This is a genomic window from Micromonospora sp. NPDC023869, assembly GCF_055559695.1.
In genome coordinates, this window is record NZ_JBVHKD010000001.1 from 701,434 (window position 1) to 721,727 (window position 20,294).

The 20,294-nt window shown below is 71.5% G+C and carries 24 protein-coding genes and 1 tRNA gene; 13 read left to right on the plus strand and 12 right to left on the minus strand.

The window, feature by feature from the left end:
- Window positions 1–21: 21 nt before the first annotated feature.
- The 3 genes from mscL (at window position 22) to ACZ31C_RS02910 (ending at window position 1,508) form a co-directional block, all read left to right on the plus strand.
- Window positions 22–495, plus strand: coding sequence for a large conductance mechanosensitive channel protein MscL (mscL, locus tag ACZ31C_RS02900; protein WP_357211037.1), 474 nt, complete (start codon window positions 22–24; stop codon window positions 493–495).
- 81 nt (window positions 496–576) lie between these two features.
- Window positions 577–846 carry a hypothetical protein gene (locus ACZ31C_RS02905; protein ID WP_465793928.1) on the plus strand — a complete coding sequence of 90 codons (270 nt, stop codon included), beginning with the start codon at window positions 577–579 and terminating at the stop codon, window positions 844–846.
- Between the two features lie 287 nt (window positions 847–1,133).
- On the plus strand, window positions 1,134–1,508 hold the full coding sequence (locus tag ACZ31C_RS02910) for a hypothetical protein (protein WP_465793929.1): 375 nt from the start codon (window positions 1,134–1,136) through the stop codon (window positions 1,506–1,508).
- 24 nt (window positions 1,509–1,532) lie between these two features.
- On the opposite strand, the gene ACZ31C_RS02915 is transcribed toward ACZ31C_RS02910, so the two are convergent.
- Window positions 1,533–2,957, minus strand: coding sequence for a benzoate/H(+) symporter BenE family transporter (locus ACZ31C_RS02915; RefSeq protein ID WP_465793930.1), 1,425 nt, complete (start codon window positions 2,955–2,957; stop codon window positions 1,533–1,535).
- 60 nt (window positions 2,958–3,017) lie between these two features.
- On the opposite strand from ACZ31C_RS02915, the gene ACZ31C_RS02920 reads away from it, so the two are divergent.
- Complete coding sequence (locus tag ACZ31C_RS02920; protein WP_465793931.1) at window positions 3,018–3,560, plus strand: helix-turn-helix domain-containing protein; 543 nt, start codon at window positions 3,018–3,020, stop codon at window positions 3,558–3,560.
- A gap of 46 nt (window positions 3,561–3,606) precedes the next feature.
- Here ACZ31C_RS02920 and ACZ31C_RS02925 read toward each other — a convergent pair whose 3' ends face one another.
- Complete coding sequence (locus ACZ31C_RS02925) at window positions 3,607–4,749, minus strand: response regulator transcription factor (RefSeq protein ID WP_465793932.1); 1,143 nt, start codon at window positions 4,747–4,749, stop codon at window positions 3,607–3,609.
- A gap of 62 nt (window positions 4,750–4,811) precedes the next feature.
- Between ACZ31C_RS02925 and ACZ31C_RS02930 the strand changes: the two genes are divergently transcribed.
- The 5 genes from ACZ31C_RS02930 (at window position 4,812) to ACZ31C_RS02950 (ending at window position 8,757) form a co-directional block, all read left to right on the plus strand.
- Window positions 4,812–5,531 carry a PP2C family protein-serine/threonine phosphatase gene (locus tag ACZ31C_RS02930; protein WP_465793933.1) on the plus strand — a complete coding sequence of 240 codons (720 nt, stop codon included), beginning with the start codon at window positions 4,812–4,814 and terminating at the stop codon, window positions 5,529–5,531.
- Window positions 5,532–5,625: 94 nt separating this feature from the next.
- A complete protein-coding gene (locus ACZ31C_RS02935) occupies window positions 5,626–5,964 on the plus strand; it encodes a PadR family transcriptional regulator (protein ID WP_117229357.1) in 339 nt (112 codons plus the stop codon).
- Window positions 5,961–6,779 (plus strand): ATP-binding cassette domain-containing protein, encoded by an 819-nt coding sequence (locus ACZ31C_RS02940; RefSeq protein ID WP_465793934.1) that lies wholly within the window; start codon window positions 5,961–5,963, stop codon window positions 6,777–6,779. The genes ACZ31C_RS02935 and ACZ31C_RS02940 overlap by 4 nt, the downstream gene beginning before the upstream one ends.
- A complete protein-coding gene (locus ACZ31C_RS02945) occupies window positions 6,776–7,468 on the plus strand; it encodes an ABC transporter permease (RefSeq protein WP_465793935.1) in 693 nt (230 codons plus the stop codon). Before ACZ31C_RS02940 ends, ACZ31C_RS02945 begins: the two co-directional genes overlap by 4 nt.
- A gap of 59 nt (window positions 7,469–7,527) precedes the next feature.
- Window positions 7,528–8,757, plus strand: a complete 1,230-nt coding sequence (locus ACZ31C_RS02950; RefSeq protein ID WP_465793936.1) for a hypothetical protein — start codon at window positions 7,528–7,530, stop codon at window positions 8,755–8,757.
- Window positions 8,758–8,967: 210 nt separating this feature from the next.
- Here the strand turns inward: ACZ31C_RS02950 and ACZ31C_RS02955 are convergent, their stop codons facing one another.
- Together ACZ31C_RS02955 and ACZ31C_RS02960 are read right to left on the minus strand one after the other, a co-directional pair.
- Window positions 8,968–10,050, minus strand: coding sequence for an NAD-dependent epimerase/dehydratase family protein (locus ACZ31C_RS02955; protein ID WP_465793937.1), 1,083 nt, complete (start codon window positions 10,048–10,050; stop codon window positions 8,968–8,970).
- Window positions 10,051–10,132: 82 nt separating this feature from the next.
- Window positions 10,133–10,618: an anthrone oxygenase family protein gene (locus ACZ31C_RS02960; RefSeq protein ID WP_465793938.1), complete on the minus strand. Its 486-nt coding sequence runs from the start codon at window positions 10,616–10,618 to the stop codon at window positions 10,133–10,135.
- 134 nt (window positions 10,619–10,752) lie between these two features.
- Between ACZ31C_RS02960 and ACZ31C_RS02965 the strand changes: the two genes are divergently transcribed.
- The 3 genes from ACZ31C_RS02965 to ACZ31C_RS02975 all read left to right on the plus strand — a co-directional run bounded on the left by ACZ31C_RS02965 (window position 10,753) and on the right by ACZ31C_RS02975 (window position 11,591).
- Window positions 10,753–10,824, plus strand: a tRNA-Lys gene (locus ACZ31C_RS02965).
- A 171-nt stretch (window positions 10,825–10,995) separates the two neighbouring features.
- Window positions 10,996–11,280 carry a type II toxin-antitoxin system Phd/YefM family antitoxin gene (locus ACZ31C_RS02970; protein WP_465793939.1) on the plus strand — a complete coding sequence of 95 codons (285 nt, stop codon included), beginning with the start codon at window positions 10,996–10,998 and terminating at the stop codon, window positions 11,278–11,280.
- Complete coding sequence (locus ACZ31C_RS02975; RefSeq protein ID WP_465793940.1) at window positions 11,280–11,591, plus strand: type II toxin-antitoxin system RelE family toxin; 312 nt, start codon at window positions 11,280–11,282, stop codon at window positions 11,589–11,591. The genes ACZ31C_RS02970 and ACZ31C_RS02975 overlap by 1 nt, the downstream gene beginning before the upstream one ends.
- Before the next feature lie 259 nt (window positions 11,592–11,850).
- Here ACZ31C_RS02975 and ACZ31C_RS02980 read toward each other — a convergent pair whose 3' ends face one another.
- The 8 genes from ACZ31C_RS02980 to ACZ31C_RS03015 all read right to left on the minus strand — a co-directional run bounded on the left by ACZ31C_RS02980 (window position 11,851) and on the right by ACZ31C_RS03015 (window position 18,792).
- Complete coding sequence (locus ACZ31C_RS02980) at window positions 11,851–12,123, minus strand: Txe/YoeB family addiction module toxin (protein ID WP_465793941.1); 273 nt, start codon at window positions 12,121–12,123, stop codon at window positions 11,851–11,853.
- Window positions 12,120–12,419: a type II toxin-antitoxin system Phd/YefM family antitoxin gene (locus ACZ31C_RS02985; protein ID WP_350697511.1), complete on the minus strand. Its 300-nt coding sequence runs from the start codon at window positions 12,417–12,419 to the stop codon at window positions 12,120–12,122. The genes ACZ31C_RS02980 and ACZ31C_RS02985 overlap by 4 nt, the downstream gene beginning before the upstream one ends.
- Window positions 12,420–12,569: 150 nt before the next feature.
- Window positions 12,570–12,980: a type II toxin-antitoxin system VapC family toxin gene (locus ACZ31C_RS02990; protein WP_465793942.1), complete on the minus strand. Its 411-nt coding sequence runs from the start codon at window positions 12,978–12,980 to the stop codon at window positions 12,570–12,572.
- Window positions 12,977–13,255, minus strand: coding sequence for a type II toxin-antitoxin system Phd/YefM family antitoxin (locus tag ACZ31C_RS02995; protein ID WP_350697513.1), 279 nt, complete (start codon window positions 13,253–13,255; stop codon window positions 12,977–12,979). The genes ACZ31C_RS02990 and ACZ31C_RS02995 overlap by 4 nt, the downstream gene beginning before the upstream one ends.
- 78 nt (window positions 13,256–13,333) lie before the next feature.
- Complete coding sequence (locus tag ACZ31C_RS03000; protein ID WP_465793943.1) at window positions 13,334–13,858, minus strand: SMI1/KNR4 family protein; 525 nt, start codon at window positions 13,856–13,858, stop codon at window positions 13,334–13,336.
- Between the two features lie 50 nt (window positions 13,859–13,908).
- Window positions 13,909–17,127, minus strand: coding sequence for a helicase HerA domain-containing protein (locus ACZ31C_RS03005; RefSeq protein WP_465793944.1), 3,219 nt, complete (start codon window positions 17,125–17,127; stop codon window positions 13,909–13,911).
- Entirely contained in the window at window positions 17,127–17,801 is a 675-nt protein-coding gene (locus ACZ31C_RS03010) for a hypothetical protein (RefSeq protein ID WP_465793945.1), read from the minus strand. The genes ACZ31C_RS03005 and ACZ31C_RS03010 overlap by 1 nt, the downstream gene beginning before the upstream one ends.
- Window positions 17,788–18,792, minus strand: coding sequence for an endonuclease domain-containing protein (locus ACZ31C_RS03015; RefSeq protein ID WP_465793946.1), 1,005 nt, complete (start codon window positions 18,790–18,792; stop codon window positions 17,788–17,790). Before ACZ31C_RS03015 ends, ACZ31C_RS03010 begins: the two co-directional genes overlap by 14 nt.
- A 305-nt stretch (window positions 18,793–19,097) precedes the next feature.
- Here ACZ31C_RS03015 and ACZ31C_RS03020 point away from each other — a divergent pair, with 305 nt between their 5' ends.
- Window positions 19,098–20,291, plus strand: coding sequence for a cytochrome P450 (locus ACZ31C_RS03020; RefSeq protein ID WP_465793947.1), 1,194 nt, complete (start codon window positions 19,098–19,100; stop codon window positions 20,289–20,291).
- Window positions 20,292–20,294: the final 3 nt, after the last annotated feature.

Here is a 20,294-nt window from a genome sequence, read left to right on the forward strand (position 1 = left end):
CCGGACACCTCAGGAGTACGGATGCTCAAGGGCTTCAAAGACTTCATCATGCGCGGCAACGTCGTCGACCTCGCGGTCGGCGTCGTCATCGGTGCCGCGTTCACCGGCGTGGTCACGCAGCTCACCAAGTCGTTCCTGGAACCACTGATCCGCGTCTTCGTGGTGCTGATCACCGGCAACGACAAAGGAATCGAGGGCACCGCACCGAAGATCCAGGGCATCCCGTTCGACTGGGTCGCCTTCGTCAACGCGCTGATCACGTTCCTGCTCACCGCGGCGGCGCTGTACTTCCTGGTCGTCTTCCCGATGAACAAGCTGGCCGAGCGCCGCAAGCGGGGCGAGGAGCCGCCGCCCTCGGCGCCGAGCGAGGAGGTCAAGCTGCTCACCGAGATCCGGGACGCCCTGGTCGCCTCCGGCCGGACCACCCCGGCTCAGCAGCGCGGTGCCCTGGACGACGTGCTCGGCCGCCGGGAGGAACCGCCCACCGGGCGCTGAACCCGGCACCCGCACATCGGCCCCTGTGGGAATCCCGCAGGGGCCGCTCCATGTCGAACACATGTTCGATAGAGTCCCGCCATGGAGCAGCGAAAGCACTGGTGGAACGGGAAATGGGGGCGGCTGGCCCGACGGGACGTCTTCCTCCGAGCGGACGCCGACCGCTGGTACGTGGAACAGCGTGCCGGCGGAGCCGAGGGCGCATCCCGGTTCTACGAGTACGACACCGTCGACGACGCCGAGGAGACGGTCCGCGCGCTGCTCCAGGGCCCCGACACCTGGCGCGAACTCTCCCCCCGCCCCCCATCCCCCTGGACCGCCCCCACCGACCACCACCCCCCACCCCGCTAACCCCCACCCCGCCGCCCCGCTGCCCCGCTGCCCCCCTCAGCCCCCCGCCCCCTCAGCCCGCCGCCCCCTCAGCCCGCGTTGATCAAGAAGTTTTCGCCCTGCTACCGCCGCGAACGCGACCCAAACTTCTTGATCAACGGGGTGGGGCGGGGCGGGGGTTGGGGGGTGGGGGGTGGGGGCGGGGCGGGGGTGGGTGGGAGGTGGGAGCGGGGCGGGGGTGGGGGGTGGGAGCGGGGCGGGGTGGGAGGGTGGTTTAGGGGGAGTGAGGGGCGGGAACCGCGCGGGGTATGGAGCAGCAGGGCATCGATCAACAGGCCACCGTCTCGCGGGTCACCACCGGTATGCGGGTGGTGGACGCCGCCGGCCTCGACGTCGGCACGGTGGACCTCGTCCAGCGCGGTGACCCGAACGCCGTGACCGTGCAGGCGCCGACCGCCGACCCCGGCAGCAGCCTGGACGAGCTGATCGAGTCCGCTGCCACCGAGGAACCCGACGTGCCTGCGGACCTGGCCGCCCGCCTGCTGCGTACCGGCTATCTGAAGGTCTCCACCGAACTGGCCCCCACCGGTGCCGTCTACGTGCTGGCCGACCAGATCAACACCGTCGTCGACGGAGAGGTCCGGCTCGACGTCCTCGCCGCCGACCTCCCCCCGGAGGACTGACCCCCGCCTACGCCCCGACGCCGCTCACGACTTCCGACTCTGGCCGGGAACAGCGGCCGGCGCGGATTCCGCAGCCGGGCCGGACTCTGCCGCCGGCGCGAACTCCCCAGCCGGAGTAGACCCGGGCACGGACTCCCCAGCCGCAACCGACCCGGGCACGGGCTCCCCGGTCGGATCAGACCCGGGCGCGAACTCCCCGGCCGGAACGGACCCGGGCATCACGGTCGAAGCAGACGCGGCGGGCTCCCCGGCGGAAGCTAATGCGACGGGCTCGGCGGCCGGGGTCGACGGCGTCGGCGTGGGGCGGCGGGAGCGGAAGAGGAGCAGCATCAGGCAGCCGGCCACCAGGCCCCAGAACGCGCCGCCGATGCCGACCAGCGACACCCCGGAGGCGGTGACCACCAGGGTCACCACGGCCGCCTCCCGGGCCGTGGGGTCGGCCAGCGCGGCGGTCAGGGCGGTGGCCAGCGCGCCGAGCAGGGCCAGTCCGGCGACCGCCTCGATCAGTACGGGGGGTGCCCAGCCGACGAGCGTGGTGACCGCCCCGGCACCCAGGCCGAGCAGCGCCAGCCCGATGCCGGCGGTCACCGAGGCGATCCAGCGGCGGTCCGGGTCGGGGTGTGCGTCCGGTCCGGCGGCCAGTGCGGCCGTGATCGCCGCCAGGTTGACCGCGTGGCCACCGGCGGGTGCCACGGCCATGCTGGCCAGCCCGGTGGTCCGAAGCGCCGAGCCGAGCGGGGGCCGGTAGCCGTAGCCGACCAGGACGGCGGTGCCGGGCACGTTCTGCGCGGCCATGGTCACCAGGAACAGCGGGAGCGCCACACCGATCAGCGCCGACAGGCTCCACGCCGGTGCGGTCAACTCGAACACCGGGCGCAGTCCGCCGGTGCCGCCGCCGGAGGTGGTCAGCGCGATCGCCCCGGCCGCGACCACCAGCGCCCCGGGGACCGCCCAGCGCCGGGCGAAGCGGTGCAGCACCAACCAGGAGATCAGCACCGGAGCGGCGAGGTGCGGCACGTCGACGAGGGCGCGTACCGGTGCGGTGCAGAGCGGCAGTAACACCCCGGCGAGCATGGCCCCGGCGATGGGTTTGGGGATCGCGGCGACGGCGCGGCCGAGCACCGGGAACAGGCCGGCGGCGACGATGAGCAGGCCCGAGACGAGGAACGCGCCGACGGCGACCGGCCAACCGCCGGGGATCGGGCCGGTCGCGATGAGCAGCGCCGCACCGGGTGTGGACCACGCGATGCTCAGCGGTATCCGGTGTCGCAGGCCGAGCCAGGCGGCGCAGAGCCCGGAGGCGACGCAGAGGACGAGCAGCCCGGAGGCGGCCTGCGCCTCGCTCGCGCCGGCCGCCCGCAGCCCGGCCAGCACCACCGTGAACGAGCTGGCGAACCCGACCAGCGCGGTCACCACTCCCGCGAGGATCGGCTGTGTCCGTCCCGCCATGACCCCACCCCCTCCCGACCGTTCCGTTTACGGAACAGCGGCGTGTAGCACCATAGCGGGGTGTCGCAGCCACCACCAGATTCGGACACCGTCGCGATCGGTCGCCGGGTCCGCGCCCTCCGCGAGGCACGCGGGATCTCGCTCTCCGCGTTGTCCCGGCTGGCCGGGGTGGGCAAGGCGACGCTCTCCGGACTGGAGAACGGCGTCCGCAACCCCACCCTGGAGACGCTGTACGCGATCACCGCGCAGCTCGGCGTACCGCTGACCGCAGTGCTCTCCGGGCCGTCGGCCGGGCCGACCGTACGCGGCGCGGCGGTCAGCGCGACGCTGCTGGAAGTCTTCGACGACTCGGACGCCACGTACGAGCTGTACCGGTTGCGGGTGGCGCCCGGCCCCGGCCAGCTCTCCCCCGCGCACCAACCCGGGGTGACCGAGCACATCACCGTCTTCGCCGGGGTGCTACGCGCCGGCCCGGTCGACGCGCCGCTGACCGCCGCCGCCGGTGGTCACCTGCGCTGGACGTCCGACGTACCGCACCTCTATGCGGCCGTAGGCGACGAGGAGGTAGCCGCCAGCCTGCTCCTGCGCTACCCCCGGGTGTAAGGAGGGGTCCCCTACTAACGCCTCGTGTATAGGAAGGGTCCCTTCCTTACATCTCGGCGGGAGTGGGTTCGGCGAGCCGTTGGCGTACCGCCCAGAGCGCCACCTCGGTACGCGAGGCCGAGCCGGTCTTACGCAGCAGGTTGGACACGTGCACGGTGACCGTCCGCACCGAGATGCCCAGTGTGCGGGCCACCTGCTTGTTGGACATCCCGGCGACCAGGCAGTCGAGCACCTCGACCTCCCGTCCGGTCAACTCGACCGACAGGCCCGACGTCGCCGGACCACCGCCGACCGGCGACGCGTCGGACACCGGCGTGGCCGTCGACGCGCCGGACGCACGCTCGGCCGGCGGGACACCTCGACCGCGAGACCGGGGCCGTACGTCGAACGCGGGCGGGACGTCGGCCGGGGCGAGCAGCGCCTCGGGCGGCTGTCCGGAGTATGCGGCGAGCAGCTCGGTGAGCGCGTACGGGTTACCGCCGGTGCTCCGCCACACACCGCGTACCAGTCGGCCGGGCAGCGGGTGGCCGGGGTACACCTGGGTCAGCACCTCGGCCACCTCGACCGGGCGCAGCGGCCCGAGGTGCTGGCGTACCGCCCCGGGTACGCCACAGAGGCGCGCCAGGGTGCGCCCGGCGAGCTCCGGGGTGACCGCGTGCGCGGCGGGTCGGGTGGCCACCACCAGCAGGGCGGGAAGGCCGGTGGCGGTGGCCAGTTCGCCGATCAGGTTGAGGCTGGCCGGGTCGAGCGCGTGCAGATCCTCGACCACGAGAACGGCCGGGCCGGTGCCGACCAGCACCCGGACGGCCCGTACGGCGAGACGCAGCAGCGTGTCGGGGGCGTAGCGCTCACGGGGTGCGGTGGGTTGTTGGGCGAGCCAGGCCAGCGCGTCGGGCGGCACGGTGTCGGCCGGCAGGTCGAGCCGGTCCGGGTCGCGTCCGCTGAGCACGGCGGCCAGCCAGTCGTACGGTGCCGGACTGTGCACCCGGGCGACGCCGCTGAGCACCACCGCCGGTCGCGGGGTGAGTTCGTCCAGTGCGGCGGCGACCAACAGGCTCTTGCCGACGCCTGCGCCGCCGGTGACGACCACGACGGCCGGTGTTCGACGCCTCCGACCAGCCACGGTGGACCACGTCCGGCCCAGCTCAGCCAGCTCGTCGGCGCGCCCGACCATGGACATCGGCAACATTCCTCAACCCTACGCAGTAGTGCGTAGAGACGCGGGAAGGGTGTTCTTGGCAAGCTTGACCCATGACGCTGATCCTCCGCTCGGCCATCCTCAACGACATCGGCCTGGTCCGCACCAACAACGAGGACTCCGCGCTCGCTGGTGAGCGCCTCGTCGCGGTGGCCGACGGCATGGGTGGGCTGCCCGCCGGTGAGGTCGCCAGCGAGATCGTCATCCGGATCCTGGACGAGCTGATCCCGCCCACCGCCCCGGACGCCGCCACCGACGCGCTGCGGGCCGTGGTGAGCACCGCCAACCAACGCATCCACGCGGCGATCGCCGCCGAGCCGGCCCGGGACGGCATGGGCACCACGCTCACGGCCGCCCTGCTCGCGGGCGACACGTTGGTGCTGGCGCAGGTCGGTGACTCGCGCTGCTACCTGTTGCGGGAGGGCAAGCTGCGGCAGTTGACCCGGGACGACACGTTCGTGCAGGCGCTAGTCGACCAGGGGACGTTGACCCCGGAGCAGGCCCGGCACCATCCGCAGCGGTCGTTGGTGACACGCGCCGTGCAGGGGGCGGACGCGCCGCCGACGATGGGTTCGGTCAGCGTGACGGCCGGTGACCGATTGCTGCTGTGCAGTGACGGTCTCTCCGACTACGTGACCGACGACGCGATCTCCGCCGCGCTGAGCCTGCACACCGACCGGCACCAGTGCGGTGAGCAGTTGGTGAAGCTGGCCCACCAGGCCGGCGCGCCGGACAACGTCACCGTGGTGATCTCCGACATCGTGTCGGGCTGAGCCGCCGTCGCCTCGGGACCGCAACGGTCCCGAGGCACCTCCGTGCCCAACTAGGTAGTTGTGCCATCTAGGTAGCGCCACTAGGGTTCGGCGGGTGGATCCCGATCGTCGTGGGCAGTGGCTGCGAGGTGTGCTCGACCTCTGCGTGCTGGCCCTGCTGCGCGAGGGCGAGTCCTACGGCTACCAGCTCGCCCAGTCGCTCGACGCCGCGGGCGTCGGGCCGATCCAGGGCGGCACGCTCTATCCGGTGCTGCTGCGATTGCAGCGCACCGGCCTGGTCACCGCGCAGTGGCGGGAGGGCGGGTCAGGACCGGCCCGCAAGTACTACCAGCTCACCGACGACGGGCGGGCGGCGCTACACAATGGTGGTAACGCCTGGCTGACGTTCGTGGCACCGGTGACCGGCATCGTCTCGAAGGGGGTCGAGAGGTGAACTCCGACGACTGGCTGCGGGCTTTCGCGGCCGAGTTGCACCAGCGCCGGGTGGCGACCGACGCCGCCCGGCACGTGGTCGCCGAGGCCGCCACACACCTGCGCGAGGGCGGCGGCGACCCGTGGCAGGTCTTCGGCCCGCCGCAGGCGTACGCCGCCGCGATCGTGGAGAGCATCGGCACCGCACCCGGCCCGCGTCCCGGGCCGGTGCGTCTGGCCGCCAAGGGCATCACCAAGCGGTACGGGCGGCGTCCGGTGCTACGGGACGCCTCGCTGACCGTACGGGCCGGACAGATCGCCGCCGTGGTCGGTGCGAACGGCTGCGGCAAGAGCACCTTCCTGCGGATCTGCGCCGGGTTGATCTCGCCGGACAGCGGTGACGTGACCGTCTCCGGCCGGCTCGGCTACTGCCCCCAGCAGGGCGGCACCGCCGACTTCCTGCTCTCCGACGAGCACTTCGTGCTGGTCGGCGCCGGTCAGGGTGTGGCTCGTGGTCCGGCCCGGCGGGCCGGTCGGGCGGCGGCCCGGAACCTCGGCTGGGACGCCGAGGGCGCCGTGCTCGCCCGCCACCTGTCCGGCGGTACGCGCCAGAAGCTGAACCTGACCATGTCCACCCTCGCCCAACCGGACGTGCTGCTGCTCGACGAGCCGTACCAGGGCTTCGACCAGGGCAGTTACGTCAACCTCTGGGACCAGTTGACCCGGCTGCGCGACGAGGGGAAGGCCATTGTGGTGGTGACGCACCTGCTCAACCAACTCGACCGGGTCGACATCGTGCTCGACCTGACCTCCGCCGAGCAGGGAGGTCGGGCGTGAAGCGGCTGGCCACCGTCGCCGAGATGACGTTGCGGGAACTGGCGCGTCGTCGGGGCGTACTCCTGCTCCTGTTGTTGATGCCGTTGGTCTTCTGGATGATCCGGCGGGACTCGCACGTCGGGCAGTCGATCCGGGCGCTGTTCCTCGGCATCAGTTGGGCGGTCAGCACCGCCGCGCTCTTCGCCACCAGCGCCGCCCGCGAGCTGGAACCCCGGCTCCGGCTCGCCGGTTACCGGCCGCACCACCTGTACCTCGGCCGGATGCTCGGCCTGTGGGCGCTCGGACTGACCGTCGCCGTGCCGTTCTTCCTGCTCACCGTGCTCGACACGACCAACCTGCGGTACGCCGGGATCGCCGTGGCGATGCTCTGCTGCGTGCTGGTGGCCGCGCCGTTCGGCATGCTGATCGGCGCTCTGCTGCCCCGCGAGTTGGAGGGCACCCTGCTGCTGCTCACCGTGGTGGCGATGCAGATGCTGCTCGACCCGGCCAGTCAGGGCGCGAAACTCACCCCGTTCTGGTCCAGCCGGGAGATCGCCACCTGGGCGGTGGACCACGCCGACGACGGCTACCTCGCCCGGGGCGTCCTGCACGGACTGGCGGTCACCCTGTTGCTGACCGTGACCGTGGCGGGCGTGTTCAGTGTCCGACTGCGCCGCCGCCGGCACCTGCACCACGTACCGGCTGCCTGAAAATCGTTCCGGGGTCCGCGACCGGTCGCGGACCCCGGAACAGGCTCTAGCATCATCTGGTGCGTCTCAGATCCCTTGTTCCCGTGGTCGCGCTCGGTGTCGCCGTCGGTCTGACCGGCTGCGGCGGCCCGTCCGTACCCCGCGTCGACCCGCGAAGCGTCCAACAGCCGGCGTCCGGCGGCGACCCCGCCGAGCCGACCTCCGAGGTACCGCCCGGACAGCACCAGAGCGCCGAGACGAGCCCGTCCGGCCAGGCCGCGCTCAGCACCCCCGCCGCCGCGGCCGACCCGACCACGGCGGCCGGCAGTCCGGGCGTACGCGACAGCGCGCCCCCGGCCGACGCGGCACCCGTGCCCGCCGTGGCCCAGGCGGTCGACACCTCGAACCCGACCCGCACCGTCGGCGACGGCACCCCGGCCAGTTGCACCTCGGCAGCGGTGGTGCGGGCGGTCGCGGCCGGCGGCATCATCACCTTCGACTGCGGCCCCGACCCGCTGACCATCACGATGGCGGCGACCGCGAAAGTCCGTAACGCCAACGGCCCGAAGGTGGTGCTGGACGGCGGCGGCAAGATCACGCTCAGCGGGCAGGGCAAGCGCCGCATCCTCTACATGAACACCTGCGACGTCCTCCAGGGCTGGACCACCGCGCGCTGCCAGAACCAGGACCACCCGCAGCTCACCGTGCAGAACCTGACCTTCGCCGACGGCGACTCCACCGGCCAGCGCGTCGACGGTGGCGGCGGTGGCGCGATCTTCGTACGCGGTGGCCGCCTCAAGGTGGTCGACTCGCACTTCGTCGGCAACCGCTGCGACCGCACCGGCCCCGACGTGGGCGGGGCCGCCATCCGCGTCCTCGACCAGCACGACGGCCAACCCGTGTACGTGACGGGCAGCACCTTCACCGGCGGCTCCTGCGCCAACGGCGGCGCACTGAGCAGCATCGGCGTCTCCTGGGTCATCCTGAACAGCGTGCTGCGCGACAACGCCGCCGTCGGCACCGGCGCCAACCCGGCCCGCTCCGGCACCCCCGGCGGCGGCAGCGGCGGCGCGATCTACACCGACGGCAACGAGTTCTCGGTACGCGTCGCCGGCACCATGATCGAGGGGAACGACGCCAAGGAGGGCGGCGGGGCGATCTTCTTCGTCAGCAACAACCGCACCGGCACGCTGCGCATCGAGAACTCGACCCTGCGCCGCAACCCCAGCCACGGCTTCCAGACCCACCCCGGCATCTTCTACCAGGGCGCCGGCTCCGCCCCCACCATCACCACCTCCACCGTCCGCTGACCACGCCCGCCGAGGCCCGCCCGCGCGACAGCCTGCCCGCGTCGATGCCCGTCGTGGCCTCCCCGCGTCGATCATGGAGTTGTGGTCCGCACCTTGCCCACTTTCACGGCCTTTGCGGGGGGCCACAACTCCATGATCGCGGCAGGCGACCGTGCGGCGTGCGGCGTGCGGCATGCGGCGGGGGCGGACGCGGGTAGGGGCGGGGTGGGGTCAGTAGGGGTTACCCTGGGCGGCGGGGCGGGCCTTGAGTAGGGCGGCGGGGCGGCCGGGCAGGTCGGGGGTGGCGGAGAGCGGCGGGCTGGCCGTGTGGGCGCGCTCGGCCATGCCGGCCACCAGCTCCTTGAGCGCGGTGACCGCGTCCACCCGTGGCCGCCAGCCCAGCTCGGTCGCGGCCCGCTCGCTGGACATCAGCGGTGCGCTCAGCGCCAGCTCGACCCACCCCGCGTCGACCGGTTGCAGCCGGGCCCGCCAGGTCAGCGCGGCAGCCGTCCGCAGCACCGGGGCGGCCACCGGCACCGTCCAGCCGTGGAAGTGCCGGGCCACCAGCTCCGGCGTCAACACCGGGTCCGCGGCGACGTTGAAAGCGCCGCGAGCGTCACCCAGAATCGCCCGCGCGTACGCGTCGGCCACGTCGTCGGCGTGCACCGCCTGCATCCGCAGCCGACGGTTGGTCGGCACCAACGGCAGCCGCCCGAAGCGGAGCAGCCGCACCGGCACCAGCGGCCCGAGGAAGTAGCGGCTGATCTCCGTACCCGCCTCCCGCTGGAAGATCAGCCCCGGCCGCAGGCGGACCACCCGCAGCCCCGGGTGGGTCCGCTCGATCCCGTCGAGCATCTCCTCCACCGCCGCCTTGTCCCGGCTGTACGACGACTCGGCCACCCCGGTCGCCGGCCACCGCTCACTGATCGGCAGGTCCTTCGGCCCCGGCGCGTACGCCCCCACCGACGACGCGTACACCAGCGTCGGCACGCCCGCCCGCAGCACCGCGTCCACCACCGCCCGGCTGCCACCCACGTTGGTACGCCGCAACACCCGCTGGTCGTGGCTGGGCTGGATCTGCCAGGCCAGGTGCACCACCGCGTCCGCCCCGGCGAACACCTCGGTCAACTCGTCGGCGGCACCGGCCCGCCCGATGTCGCACGAGTGCCACCGCACCCCCGCGTACGGCTCACCGGCCCCCGCGTGCGGCAGCCGCCGCGCCACTCCGACGATCTCCACGCCGCGCTCGCGCCACAACCGGCGCAGCAGTGCCGTACCCATGTTGCCGCTCGCGCCCACCACCACGATCCGCATGTCCGGTCCGTACCCGGTCAGTCGCTTTCCACGCGTCCCACCTGGCACCCGGACCGGCGGTGCTCCCGTGCGCCCGGCGTCGCTACCGCGCCAGCAGCGCTCCGATCAGGCAGGCGAAGGCCCCGACCGAACTGCCCGTCCGGACCAGGTTCCAGCGCACCCACGGCACCTCGAACCGACGCCGGGCCGCCGCCAGGTCGGTGATCCCGTCGACCGACCCGGCGGCGTCCAACTGATCATTGAGCGGCACGTTGCACCGCGCCGTTACACCGAACGTCACCAGGTGCAGGACCAGCGCGGCGACCAACCACCACAGCACCGCCCCGCCGTCACCGAAATGCCCGACGACCGCCACCGCCACCAGCACCGGCCCACCCAGGAACACCGAGATGAACCAGCCATTGATGATCTTCCGGTTGATCGACTGCATCGTGCCGACCAGCGTCCGATCGTCGGTCGCCGCCAACCCGGGCATGACCGAGCAGGCGTACGCGAAGAACAACCCCGCCACCAGCCCCGTGGCCGCCACACCCCCGGCCAGCACCACGACCCGTACGCCCTCCGGCACGCTCGCCTCCCCCTGTCGAACCGACGTCCGAGCCGATCCTGCCAACCCGGCACCACCCGGCCACCGAGCAGCCATCGACGGCGGCTCGACAGCCGCGAGCCCGATCCCCGCAGTGTCCGGTAACCTGAGCGCGCGGGCCGCTAGCTCAATGGCAGAGCTGTGGACTTTTAATCCATAGGTTCAGGGTTCGAGTCCCTGGCGGCCCACCTCAGACGGATACCCAAACGGAGGGGCCAGTGCGGCGAAGCCGCAGGCCACGGCCGATATCTCGTGTGCTCGTATCGCGGCTCGACGCCGCAGCCCCGGACAGCTCGCTGCCTCCGGGGGCGGGGCGAAGAGCGTGGCCAGAATTCTGACCAGTCACTAGAATGGTCGCTATGGAGACCATTCCGATCACGGAAGCCAAGGCCCGGATCGCCGAGCTTGCCGACCGGGTCGCTCGGGAACACGACCACTTCACGATCACCCGCAACGGACGTGCCGACGTGATGCTGATCTCGGTCGCCGAGTACGAGTCGATGAGGGAGACGCTCGAACTGCTCTCCGACGACGAGGCCCTCGCGGATCTACGCCAGTCGCGGGAGGATTTCGCGGCCAGCGACACGTTCTCGATGGACGAGGTTCGCGCCGAGTTGGAACGGCGTCGCGGTAGGGCAGCCTGATGCCCCCGCAAAGCGGGCGACGGGACGACACGCACGAGGCGACCAGCCCGTACACGGTGATGTTCTCCCGGCAGGCCCGCCGCAACCTGCACGAGGACCTGCCACTGGAGGTCGCGGTCGCGGCGACGGAGACCATCCAGCACGCGGTAGCGGTCAACCCCTATCGGGCGGGCAAACCACTCGACGAGCCCTTCGACGGCCCTCACTCCGCCCGCCGCGGCACGTACCGAATCATCTACCGGATCAACGAGGCCAAGCGCGTCGTGGAGATCCACTCGATCCGCCACCGACGCGACGCCTACCGCTTCTAGGACCACGTCTGGAATCGCGCTTCATTGGGCTGGCCTGCCCGTTCGCAGCGGTAGTGGACCACCGGCGATGGTCACCGACTGGTTCGCATGGTGGTACCTCCGGCCCACTTCGATTTTGCTGCGAACCACCGAGCCCTGATGAGGGTGACGGCTCGCATGCTGTTCACCCTCGTTCGCGGACAGGGGCTCGTTCGCGGGCAGGAAAGGCGGAACGCCGCGCCCACCGATCCGTGTCGGCGGACGCTGGGGTGAGCGGCTTCTACTTGTCGAGGTAGTGGCCGTGGCAGGCGGCGATTTCCAGGTCGCCGCCACGGACGCGGCAGATGAGCCGGTGTTCGTCGTTGATACGGCGGGACGACCATCCAGAGAGCGGGCCTTTGAGCAGTTCGGGCTTGCCGAGACCGGTGCCGTGTGGATCACGTTGAACGTCGAGGATCAATTTGCTGACGCGGCGGGCCATCTTCACGTCCCGGCGCAACCAGCCGTCGTAGTCCTCCCACGCGTTGGGAGTGAACACGATGCGCAGGCTCACGCGGCTTCCTTGCCGGGTTTCGGAGATGAGGACTTCGAGTCGAGTGAATGCTCCTCGAGTAGGCCGGCATCGGCCTGGGCGATGCTCTCCAGTAGTCGGCGGGCGTTCGAGGCGGAACCAAGAACATGCAGCGTCTCGTTCATGGCGTTCCACTCGTCGAGCGACACGATGACGACAGCCTTGCCGCCGCCGCGTGGGATGACGCACTCCTCGGCATCGTCGATCACCGCATCGACCACCGCGGCGAGGTTCTTGCGAACGTCGCTGATTGTCAGCACCTTCATCTTGGCCCCCACGAGCAGAACGTACAGTCGAACGTACGCTCGATGGTACGTCAAGGTTGCAGGCGTCGCCGGGGGTGCCACTACCTGGCCGAGCGAACATTCGCTTGAACCGGTCAAATGGGCCGGTAGCGGATCGCCGAATGCATACCGGGAACCGGCAGCTCAGTCCTGGCCGGGACTCGCCACGGGCAGTCCCGCCTGCTTGGCGGATTCGAGCAGGCGTCGGTCGTAGGTGACAAAGGCGATGAGTGCCGTTCCAGACTCGTTGGTCAGGACCTGGGCCGTGGCGAGATGGATGGCGTCGAGGCTGCGCAGCGTCGATTCGGTGAATGCGGCCGCAGTCGCGCGGATCGTGCTGTCGATTTCCAACCGGAAGAGCCGGCCGATGGCCGCTGGCACTCCGATCAGGGCTTGCGGAGCTGACCGGCGTAGCGCTCTGGGCACTTCCACCTCGACGAGAGCGGATGAGACCAGCGGCGCATCGTCATGGCTGTTGAGCCAGGAGACCAGGTCGGAGCTGCATGTCTCCTGGCGCACCAGCTTGACGACAGCGGCGGAGTCGAGGTAGATCACCAGCGCTCCTCGTCTCGCATCGCGGCGAGGCTGGCGGCCACATCTGCATTCTCGTCGCCGAGCCTCGGCGGAAGCGGAACCGGACCGCCACCGGTCGGGGCGACCGCCCGTCCCGCTGCCACCAGCTTGGCCAACATCGACCTGTCGTCACTCACAGGAACAAGTCGGGCGATCGGGTGTCCACGGTCGGTGATCTCGACGGTCTCGCCGCCGCTCACCCGAGCCAGCACCTGGCTCGTGTTCTGGTTCAGTTCCCGCACGCCGATGCGCTCCATGGACACAAGTGTAGAACCGCATGTTCTACTTTTCCAGCTACTCGCATGATCAAGCGGACGATGGCCTGGTCACACGCGCTATCGGCAGAGGGCGTCGATCTGCGTGTCGAAGTCGGGGAACTCCTTCCGCGCCGCCGCGACCACGTCGCTCGCCGACCGGCGACGATCAGGTGCGAAGCGCTGCGCGATCTCGGTGAGACGCGGGTCCGGCTGCGGCTCGTGCTCGTGCTCCGGGTGCTGCGCCGCCTCCCAGGGACCGTAGCCGTCCGCCAGCAGCCACAGGTAGCTCCCCAGGTCCTGCGCCACGACCCCGGTCTCGCCCTCGGAGCCGAGGAACACCACCGGCTGACGTTCGACCGGCTCATCGGCGCGTACCAGCCAGAATGCGGCGAGGCCGCCGGTGCCGTCCTGCCCGAAGACGCGGAACTCGGATCCGTCCAGCTCACTGTTGCCGGTCCAGGACCGCCACCAGTCGGCGGTCTCGTCCCGGTCCAGGAACTGCGGGTACGGCTCGAAGTCGACGCCGGCTCCGTCGCGGTAGTCGAACTCTCCGGCATGGGCTTCGGCCAACGCGGCCGGCAACGTACGACGATCGTCATCCACGCCGGCACCCTAGCGAGCAGCACCGACACCGGCGAGGTGGCGGGGTGGACCTACTCGTCGTGCTCGGGCGGGGTGCGGTCGGTGCCGCGTGCGCGGGTCAGCACCTCCTCGACGGTGAGCGGGCTGCGCGGGTGGTGGCTCAGCGCGAGCGGGGTCCTGATCTTGCGCGGTGCAGCGCCTTCGGCGGCGAGGTAGAACTCGCCGACGGTGAGCCGGGAGATGTCGGGTACGTCCCCGCCCTTGGCGCGGGCCATCTCGCGGGCCGCCTCGATCTGGATCGGGCTGTTCATCAGTCCGTACAGTTGCGTCGCGGCGTTGCCGGGGATGCGGTTGTGCAGGCCCTTCGGTGCCTGGGTCGCGAAGATCAGCCCCAGTCCGTACTTCCGCGCCTGGGCCACCAGGGCCAGCGTGCTCTGGGTGCAGGCGGTCATCGCGCCGGACGGTGCGAACGTCTGTGCCTCGTCCATGATGAGCAGGCCTAGCAGTGGCCGGTCCCCGGCCGGGTTCCGCTTGATCCAGGCGAAGAGCGCCATCTGGAGTTGGTTGACGAAGCTCTGGCGTACGTCGTCGGAGGGCAGGCCGACGAGGCTGACCACGGAGATCCGGGCCCGTTTGCCGGGCTCGGGGGTGAGCAGGACGCCGGGGTCCATCGGGGTGCCCTCGCCGCCGAAGAGCGGATCGTTGACCATGGCGGCGGTCAGCGTCTGGGCGAGGCCGAGACCGATCTTGTCGGCGTCGTCGAGGTCGATGAGGCCGTCCGGCAGGTCGGTCAGGGTGTCGATGAGGCCCTTGAGGCGGGAGCCGCCGCGTCGGCCGTAGTGTTCGACGGCCTTACGCAGCACGGCCAGGCCCAGGTGTGCCTTGGTGGCCCGGCCGGTGACCAGGGCGCGGGGCGCGAGGGACGCGACGGCCGCCTCCACCGCCTCGCCGAACTCGTCCGGGTCGTCGCGCACGCTGGTGAAGTCGGGCAGCGGTTGGAAACTCAGCGGTCGGCCCGAGGTACGCCGTGGCGTCCAGACGACGACGTCGGTGTGGGCGAGGTAGTCCTGCGCTTTGGCCTCGTCGCCGGGCCGCCACTGCGCCGGTGGGGTGGGCCACCCTTCGCCGAGGCGGGCCAGGTCGTTGTTGGGGTCGAGGACGATGGCGGAGACGCCCTGGAGGGCGCACTCCTCGACGATGCGGCGGATGAGCACGGTCTTGCCCGAGCCCGAGCCGGCGAAGATCGTCGTGTGTTTGCGGAGTGCTTCGAGCTCCAGCGGCGCGGGCGTGTCGTCGTCGTACCCGTACCCGATGGTGAAAGCCGGCTCCCCCGACGACCCGGCGGCGGCCCGCTGAGCACTGTCCGTCGGTTGGGCGCTGGTGGCGGGCGGCGAGGTCGGCGAACCGTCCGAGCCCTCCGAACCGTCGGAGCCGTCCGTGGTCCAGGTGTCCACGTCGGCGAGCGCGTGTTGCAGGAACTTGAGGTCCCGGGTGGGTCGGCGGTCGGCCAGCCATCCCTGTAGCTCCATGGTGGCCTCACCGAGCATGACCTGTAGCGCCGAGAGGGTGCGCAGGTCCTCGTCGTCGATGCCGATGGTCTGCCCACCGGCCTCGGTGAGGGCGGTGGTGGCCTTCCGGGTGCCCGCGCTCGTCGACCATCCGCGGTTGCGCAGCAGGAACAGCTTGCGTTTGGGCAGGCCGCCGCTGAGAGCGGCAGAGACGCACGCCTTGCGGAGTCGGGCCAGCGCGGCGTTGCCGTGGTGCTCGTCGCTGATCGCCCGGAAGCACCAGTGCACCTGGTCCTCGGTGCGTTCGTCGAGCGTCAGCCGGAGTCGGGCGTGCAGCGGCGGGTTGGTGCTCGGGGGCGGGTCGACGCTGAACGCCTCTCCGGCATCACCCCGTTCCAGGATCCACGCGGTCAGCCCGGCGGCGAGCAGCGGCGGCATCGCGGCGTCCTCGGACGTACGCGCCAGCGGGGCGGCGATGTCGGCGGCGGCCCTCAGTTCGGCGAACCGGGCGTCGTAGTGGTCCGTCTCCCCGGGGGAGGCGGTGACCGGGGCGGGCCGGGGCGCGCGGGGTTCCGCGGCGGGCGGCTCGCCGAGGCTGACCAGTTCCCGGACCTCGTCGTCGGCGAGGCAGGCCCGGATGTGCTGGTCGATCTCGATGAGGAGTTGTCGGGGCGTGAAGTTCCCCGCCTCGGCGAAGGCACGCGGGGACACCGGCCAGGAGGGGTACGGCGGCACGAAGCCGACCTCCTGGTAGCGGAGCGTGAAGCGCTTCTCGATGATCGCCCGGGCGAGGTCGGCGTCGTCGATCCGGCGCAGCGTCGGCATCTCCCGGAACCGGTCGGCGACCGTGTCGGCGGCGGTGGACTTGATGATCGTCCACGAGTTGGGGATGCAGGCCAGGACCGTCAGCGTCCGCCGCGTGGTCTGGCGCAGCGACATCAGTCCGTCCGCCATCCGAGCCAGCATCAGCGCCTGCTCGGGACTCATCGCGACGGCGCCCACCACGCTCGGGTCGCTCTGGATCGCGAGTTGGGCGATCAGCGTGTCGACCTGGTCGATCGCCACCACCGACGGGCCGGTGAGGGCCAGCAGCCAGGAGAGTTCCTGCACGATCTGCTGGGCGGTACGCGGGGCGCGGCGCATGCCCCAGGCCGCGCGTTCACCGGGCGTCACCTCCTCGCCGCAGTTGAAGTAGTTCTCCGCGACGTCGCGCTGGTGAATGTCTTCGGAAGCGTTCAGCGCCAACGCTCGGGCGGTCTCCTGGCACGTCCGGGCCACGTGCCGGTCGAAGGCACCGAGCCCGTTGAGGAAGGCGTCCAACGCCGCCCGGGTCAGCTCGGTCTCGCCCATCACAGCTCGGCGGACCGCACGGGGTGCGCCCACACGCGTCGAGAGGCGGCGCAGCAGCAGCTTGAGCTGGGTCTCCTGAGTGCCGGGCACCGGTCGGGCGAGACCGTCTGTCATGGCGGCCAGCACGCTGTCCCAGAACGTACCGGCGTCCAGCAGGCTGACCAGGAAGAAGTAACCGCCCTCGTCCTGCACCTGCTGGCGTACCCAACCGAGCAGGTGGGTCTTGCCGGACCCGCGCTGGCCCTGCACGACCAGGCCGACCGGACTGCCGCCGGTGCCGCTGCCGGCCTCGCCCACGGCGGCGAGCACCTCCCGGAGGACCGGTTCGTGCAGCCCGTCGACGTGGAAGGGCAGCGGCCGCCACACGTCGTCGGGAACCGGCGCCCAGTTGAACCGCAGTGCCGCCAGCGCGGCGTGCTCCGCCTCGCGCATTACACGCCGATCGCCAAGAGGTGGTTGTCCTGCCCGCCGACCCGCAGGGCCGCCGCGATGTCCGCCTCGGTGAGCGTCTTCTGGTTGGACTCGGGGACCAGGGTGACGCCCTCTTCGCGGATGAGCCGGCGCAGCGCGTCGTCCAGGTCGTCCCGGTGCACGTCGGCGAAGAACGGGCGCAGCCGGCGCAGGCTCACCCAGGCACCGGGCTCGGCGGCGAGCGCATGGTAGGCGCTGACCACGCGGGCCCGCAGCGGCCCGACCGGCGCGGACGCCGACCCGATCGGCGCGGACGCGGCAGTGGGTGCCGGCGCGCGGACGTCGCTGAGCGCGAAGAGTTCGGTCAGCGTGGCGCAGCCGCTGCGCTCCAGCACGCGGTCACGAAGGTTGCCGTGCAGGGCGGTCAGCGCCGCACCGAGCGCCGACGCCCCACGCAGCGTGAAGTCGAACTCGGTCTGCACCCGTACCCAGCCCTTGTCGTCGAGCTGGAGGGCGTAGGTCGAGCCGCTCTTACGGCTGGCCACGTAGTGCAGGCGGGTGAGCTTGTCCCGTTGCGGCTTGCGGACGTCCAGGCCGTACCGCTGACGCAGTTCGGTGTTCAGCACCTCCCGCGCCTCGGCCATGAGCACGACGAGGATCGCGCTCTCGGATGCGGTCAGGTCATCGCCGGCCATGAAGAGGTCCTTCCGGTATGCCCCGGCGACGGTTCCGCAGATATTCACCGATCTGCTGGACCACGGCGCCGACGTCGTGGATTACTCGTGCGTTGGTGAAGCGCAGGACGGCGTACCCGTCCAGTTGGAGCTGGACGTCCCGTTGCCGGTCGGCCTCGAAACGATCGGGCCGGCAGTGCTCCGGACCGTCGATCTCGACCACGCACCGCTCGTCCGGCCACAGCAGGTCGAGCCGGACCGGTGCGCTCAGCGGATGGGACTGGTGGCTCTGGTTCCACCGCCGTCCGGCCGCCCAGATCTCGGCGGCCAGGGCCGCTTCGAGCAGCTTCTCGACGTCGCTGGCGGGATGGGGCTTCCCGACGACCGCCTGGCCCGACCGGCCGGCCGGTGCGGGTGACGGCGGCGGCATCTCGACCCGGTACGCCGGGAGCCCCTCGACCCGGGCGGCTCCTTCTCCGGTCAGCCACACGGCCGGGCCACCGTGGTGCACCAGCCACCCGGCCCCGGCCGCGACGACGGCCGCGTCGGCGGCGTCCGGTTCGACCAGCATCACCACCGTGCGCCGACCGAACGCGTCAGCGACGAGGCGGGTCAGCGCGGCGGCCCGGGTACGCAGCGGGAGCGTGGTGGGGGCTCGTCGGGCGCTCACCGCGAAGACGGCCAGGTCCGGCAGGAAGGTGCCCGGGTAGTGGTCACGACGTGCCCGTGCCCCGGCGGCGGCCCGGATCGCGGCCAGGCCGGCGGTGTCCGGCCGGGTCGTCTGCGCCGCTTCCGGCAACCAGGCCGGCAGCAGCTCGACCGCCACCTGTTCGAGTCGGTCCACGGCCGCGTGCACGACGTCGGCCGGCATCGCGTGGCGTACCGAGGGACGGTGCACGACGGCGGCCAGTTCCCTCTGGTCACGGGCGATCACCGTGGCCAACGCGTCGATGCGCGCCTCGGGCAGGGCGATCACCCGATCCGAGGGGAGGTCGAACGGATTCCGGCTCATCGCGTCGGGTCCGAAAGATCAGCGAGCGGGGTGGTGAACAGCGTTATCGACCCCTCCCACCATCGACCCCTGACGTCCGGGAACAGGGTACGAATCCGTTTCGGAAGGCGCTATAGCGCTGGGCGCCAGTGAGGTGTCGCCTTCCGGACTTCGGATACGACCGACCGTCGACCGAACGGCCCATACCCGGCCGGGTATACCCGGCCGGGCGCTCTTTCCGCCGCCCGGCGGTCTCTTATCGAAGCTCTCTCACCTCCGCAGACTCGTCTTCGATGAGACAAGCGGGGGAGAGAGGGGCGGTACCGGTGAGCAGAGCCGTGGCCACGGAAGACATCACGCAGCTACCCGAGCTGCCCCTGGAACGCAGATGTCCGTACCAGCCGCCGGAGGAATACCGGGGGCTGCGGGAACGCGGGACGGTCACCCGGGCGCGGCTGTTCGACGGCCGTCCGGTCTGGGTGGTCACCGGGTACGCGGCGACCCGGACGGTCCTGGCCAGCCCGGACACCAGTGTGGACGTCCGGCAGCCGAACATGCCGCTGCCGGTGCCCGGCATGGCGGGGCTGCGGCAGAGCGGTTCGGCGACCATCGAGGCGTTACTGCGGACCGATCCGCCGGAGCACTCGCGGCAACGGCGGGCGGTGCTGCCCAGCCTGACCTTCAAGCGGATCAGCGCCTGGGAACCGGAGATCGTCCGGTACACCGACGCCTACCTGGACCGGATGCTGGCCGAGTCGCCGCCGGTGGACCTGCTCGACGTGTTCGCCAAGCCGCTGGTCGCGGAGGTCCTGGGCCGGCTGCTCGGAGTGCCGGAGGCGGACGTCGAGCACTTCCAGACGGTCACCTACAAGCGGTTCAACCCGGTCCGGTCGATGACCGGCTACCTGACCCACCTGCTCACCGACGGTCGGGACGACCTGCGGGACGGTCAACTGCGGGATCTCGCCGAGCGGATCGACGAGGGTGAGCTGACCGTCGAGGAAGCGGCCGGGCTGGGCATCGCCATCGTGCTGGCCGGGCAGGACATCACCGTCAACACGCTGGGCATGAGCGTGCTCACGCTGCTCACCGAGCGTACCCAGCTCGACCTGCTGCGGGCCGAGCCGGAGCGCTGGCCGGACGCGGTCGAGGAGCTGCTGCGGTACCTGTCGCTCACCGGCGCCACGGTCCGCGTCGCCACCGCCGACCTGGAGGTGGACGGCGAGCTGATCCGGGCCGGTGAGGGCATCGTGCTGCTGCTGCCCGGAGCCAACCGGGACGCGGAGCGGTTCGCCGATCCCGACGTGCTGGACGTACGACGGGCGGCGCGCGGCCACCTGACCTTCGGCTTCGGCATCCACCAGTGCGTCGGCCAGCACCTGGGGCGGCTGGAGCTGCTGATCGCGCTGCGGGCCCTGTTCACCCGGCTTCCCGGGCTGCACCTGGCCGTACCGGTCGAGCAGATCCCGGTCCGGCAGGGCGTGGTGTTCGGGCTCGGTCGGCTGCCGGTGCGGTGGTGACCC

Coding starts and splice junctions, on each gene's coding strand:
- mscL (WP_357211037.1), top strand. CDS start 22: ATGCTCAAGGGCTTCAAAGACTTCATCATGCGCGGCAACGTCGTCGAC.
- ACZ31C_RS02905 (WP_465793928.1), top strand. CDS start 577: ATGGAGCAGCGAAAGCACTGGTGGAACGGGAAATGGGGGCGGCTGGCC.
- ACZ31C_RS02910 (WP_465793929.1), top strand. CDS start 1,134: ATGGAGCAGCAGGGCATCGATCAACAGGCCACCGTCTCGCGGGTCACC.
- ACZ31C_RS02915 (WP_465793930.1), bottom strand. CDS start 2,957: ATGGCGGGACGGACACAGCCGATCCTCGCGGGAGTGGTGACCGCGCTG.
- ACZ31C_RS02925 (WP_465793932.1), bottom strand. CDS start 4,749: ATGTTGCCGATGTCCATGGTCGGGCGCGCCGACGAGCTGGCTGAGCTG.
- ACZ31C_RS02930 (WP_465793933.1), top strand. CDS start 4,812: ATGACGCTGATCCTCCGCTCGGCCATCCTCAACGACATCGGCCTGGTC.
- ACZ31C_RS02955 (WP_465793937.1), bottom strand. CDS start 10,050: ATGCGGATCGTGGTGGTGGGCGCGAGCGGCAACATGGGTACGGCACTG.
- ACZ31C_RS02970 (WP_465793939.1), top strand. CDS start 10,996: ATGGAGACCATTCCGATCACGGAAGCCAAGGCCCGGATCGCCGAGCTT.
- ACZ31C_RS02975 (WP_465793940.1), top strand. CDS start 11,280: ATGCCCCCGCAAAGCGGGCGACGGGACGACACGCACGAGGCGACCAGC.
- ACZ31C_RS02995 (WP_350697513.1), bottom strand. CDS start 13,255: ATGGAGCGCATCGGCGTGCGGGAACTGAACCAGAACACGAGCCAGGTG.
- ACZ31C_RS03005 (WP_465793944.1), bottom strand. CDS start 17,127: ATGCGCGAGGCGGAGCACGCCGCGCTGGCGGCACTGCGGTTCAACTGG.
- ACZ31C_RS03010 (WP_465793945.1), bottom strand. CDS start 17,801: ATGGCCGGCGATGACCTGACCGCATCCGAGAGCGCGATCCTCGTCGTG.
- ACZ31C_RS03015 (WP_465793946.1), bottom strand. CDS start 18,792: ATGAGCCGGAATCCGTTCGACCTCCCCTCGGATCGGGTGATCGCCCTG.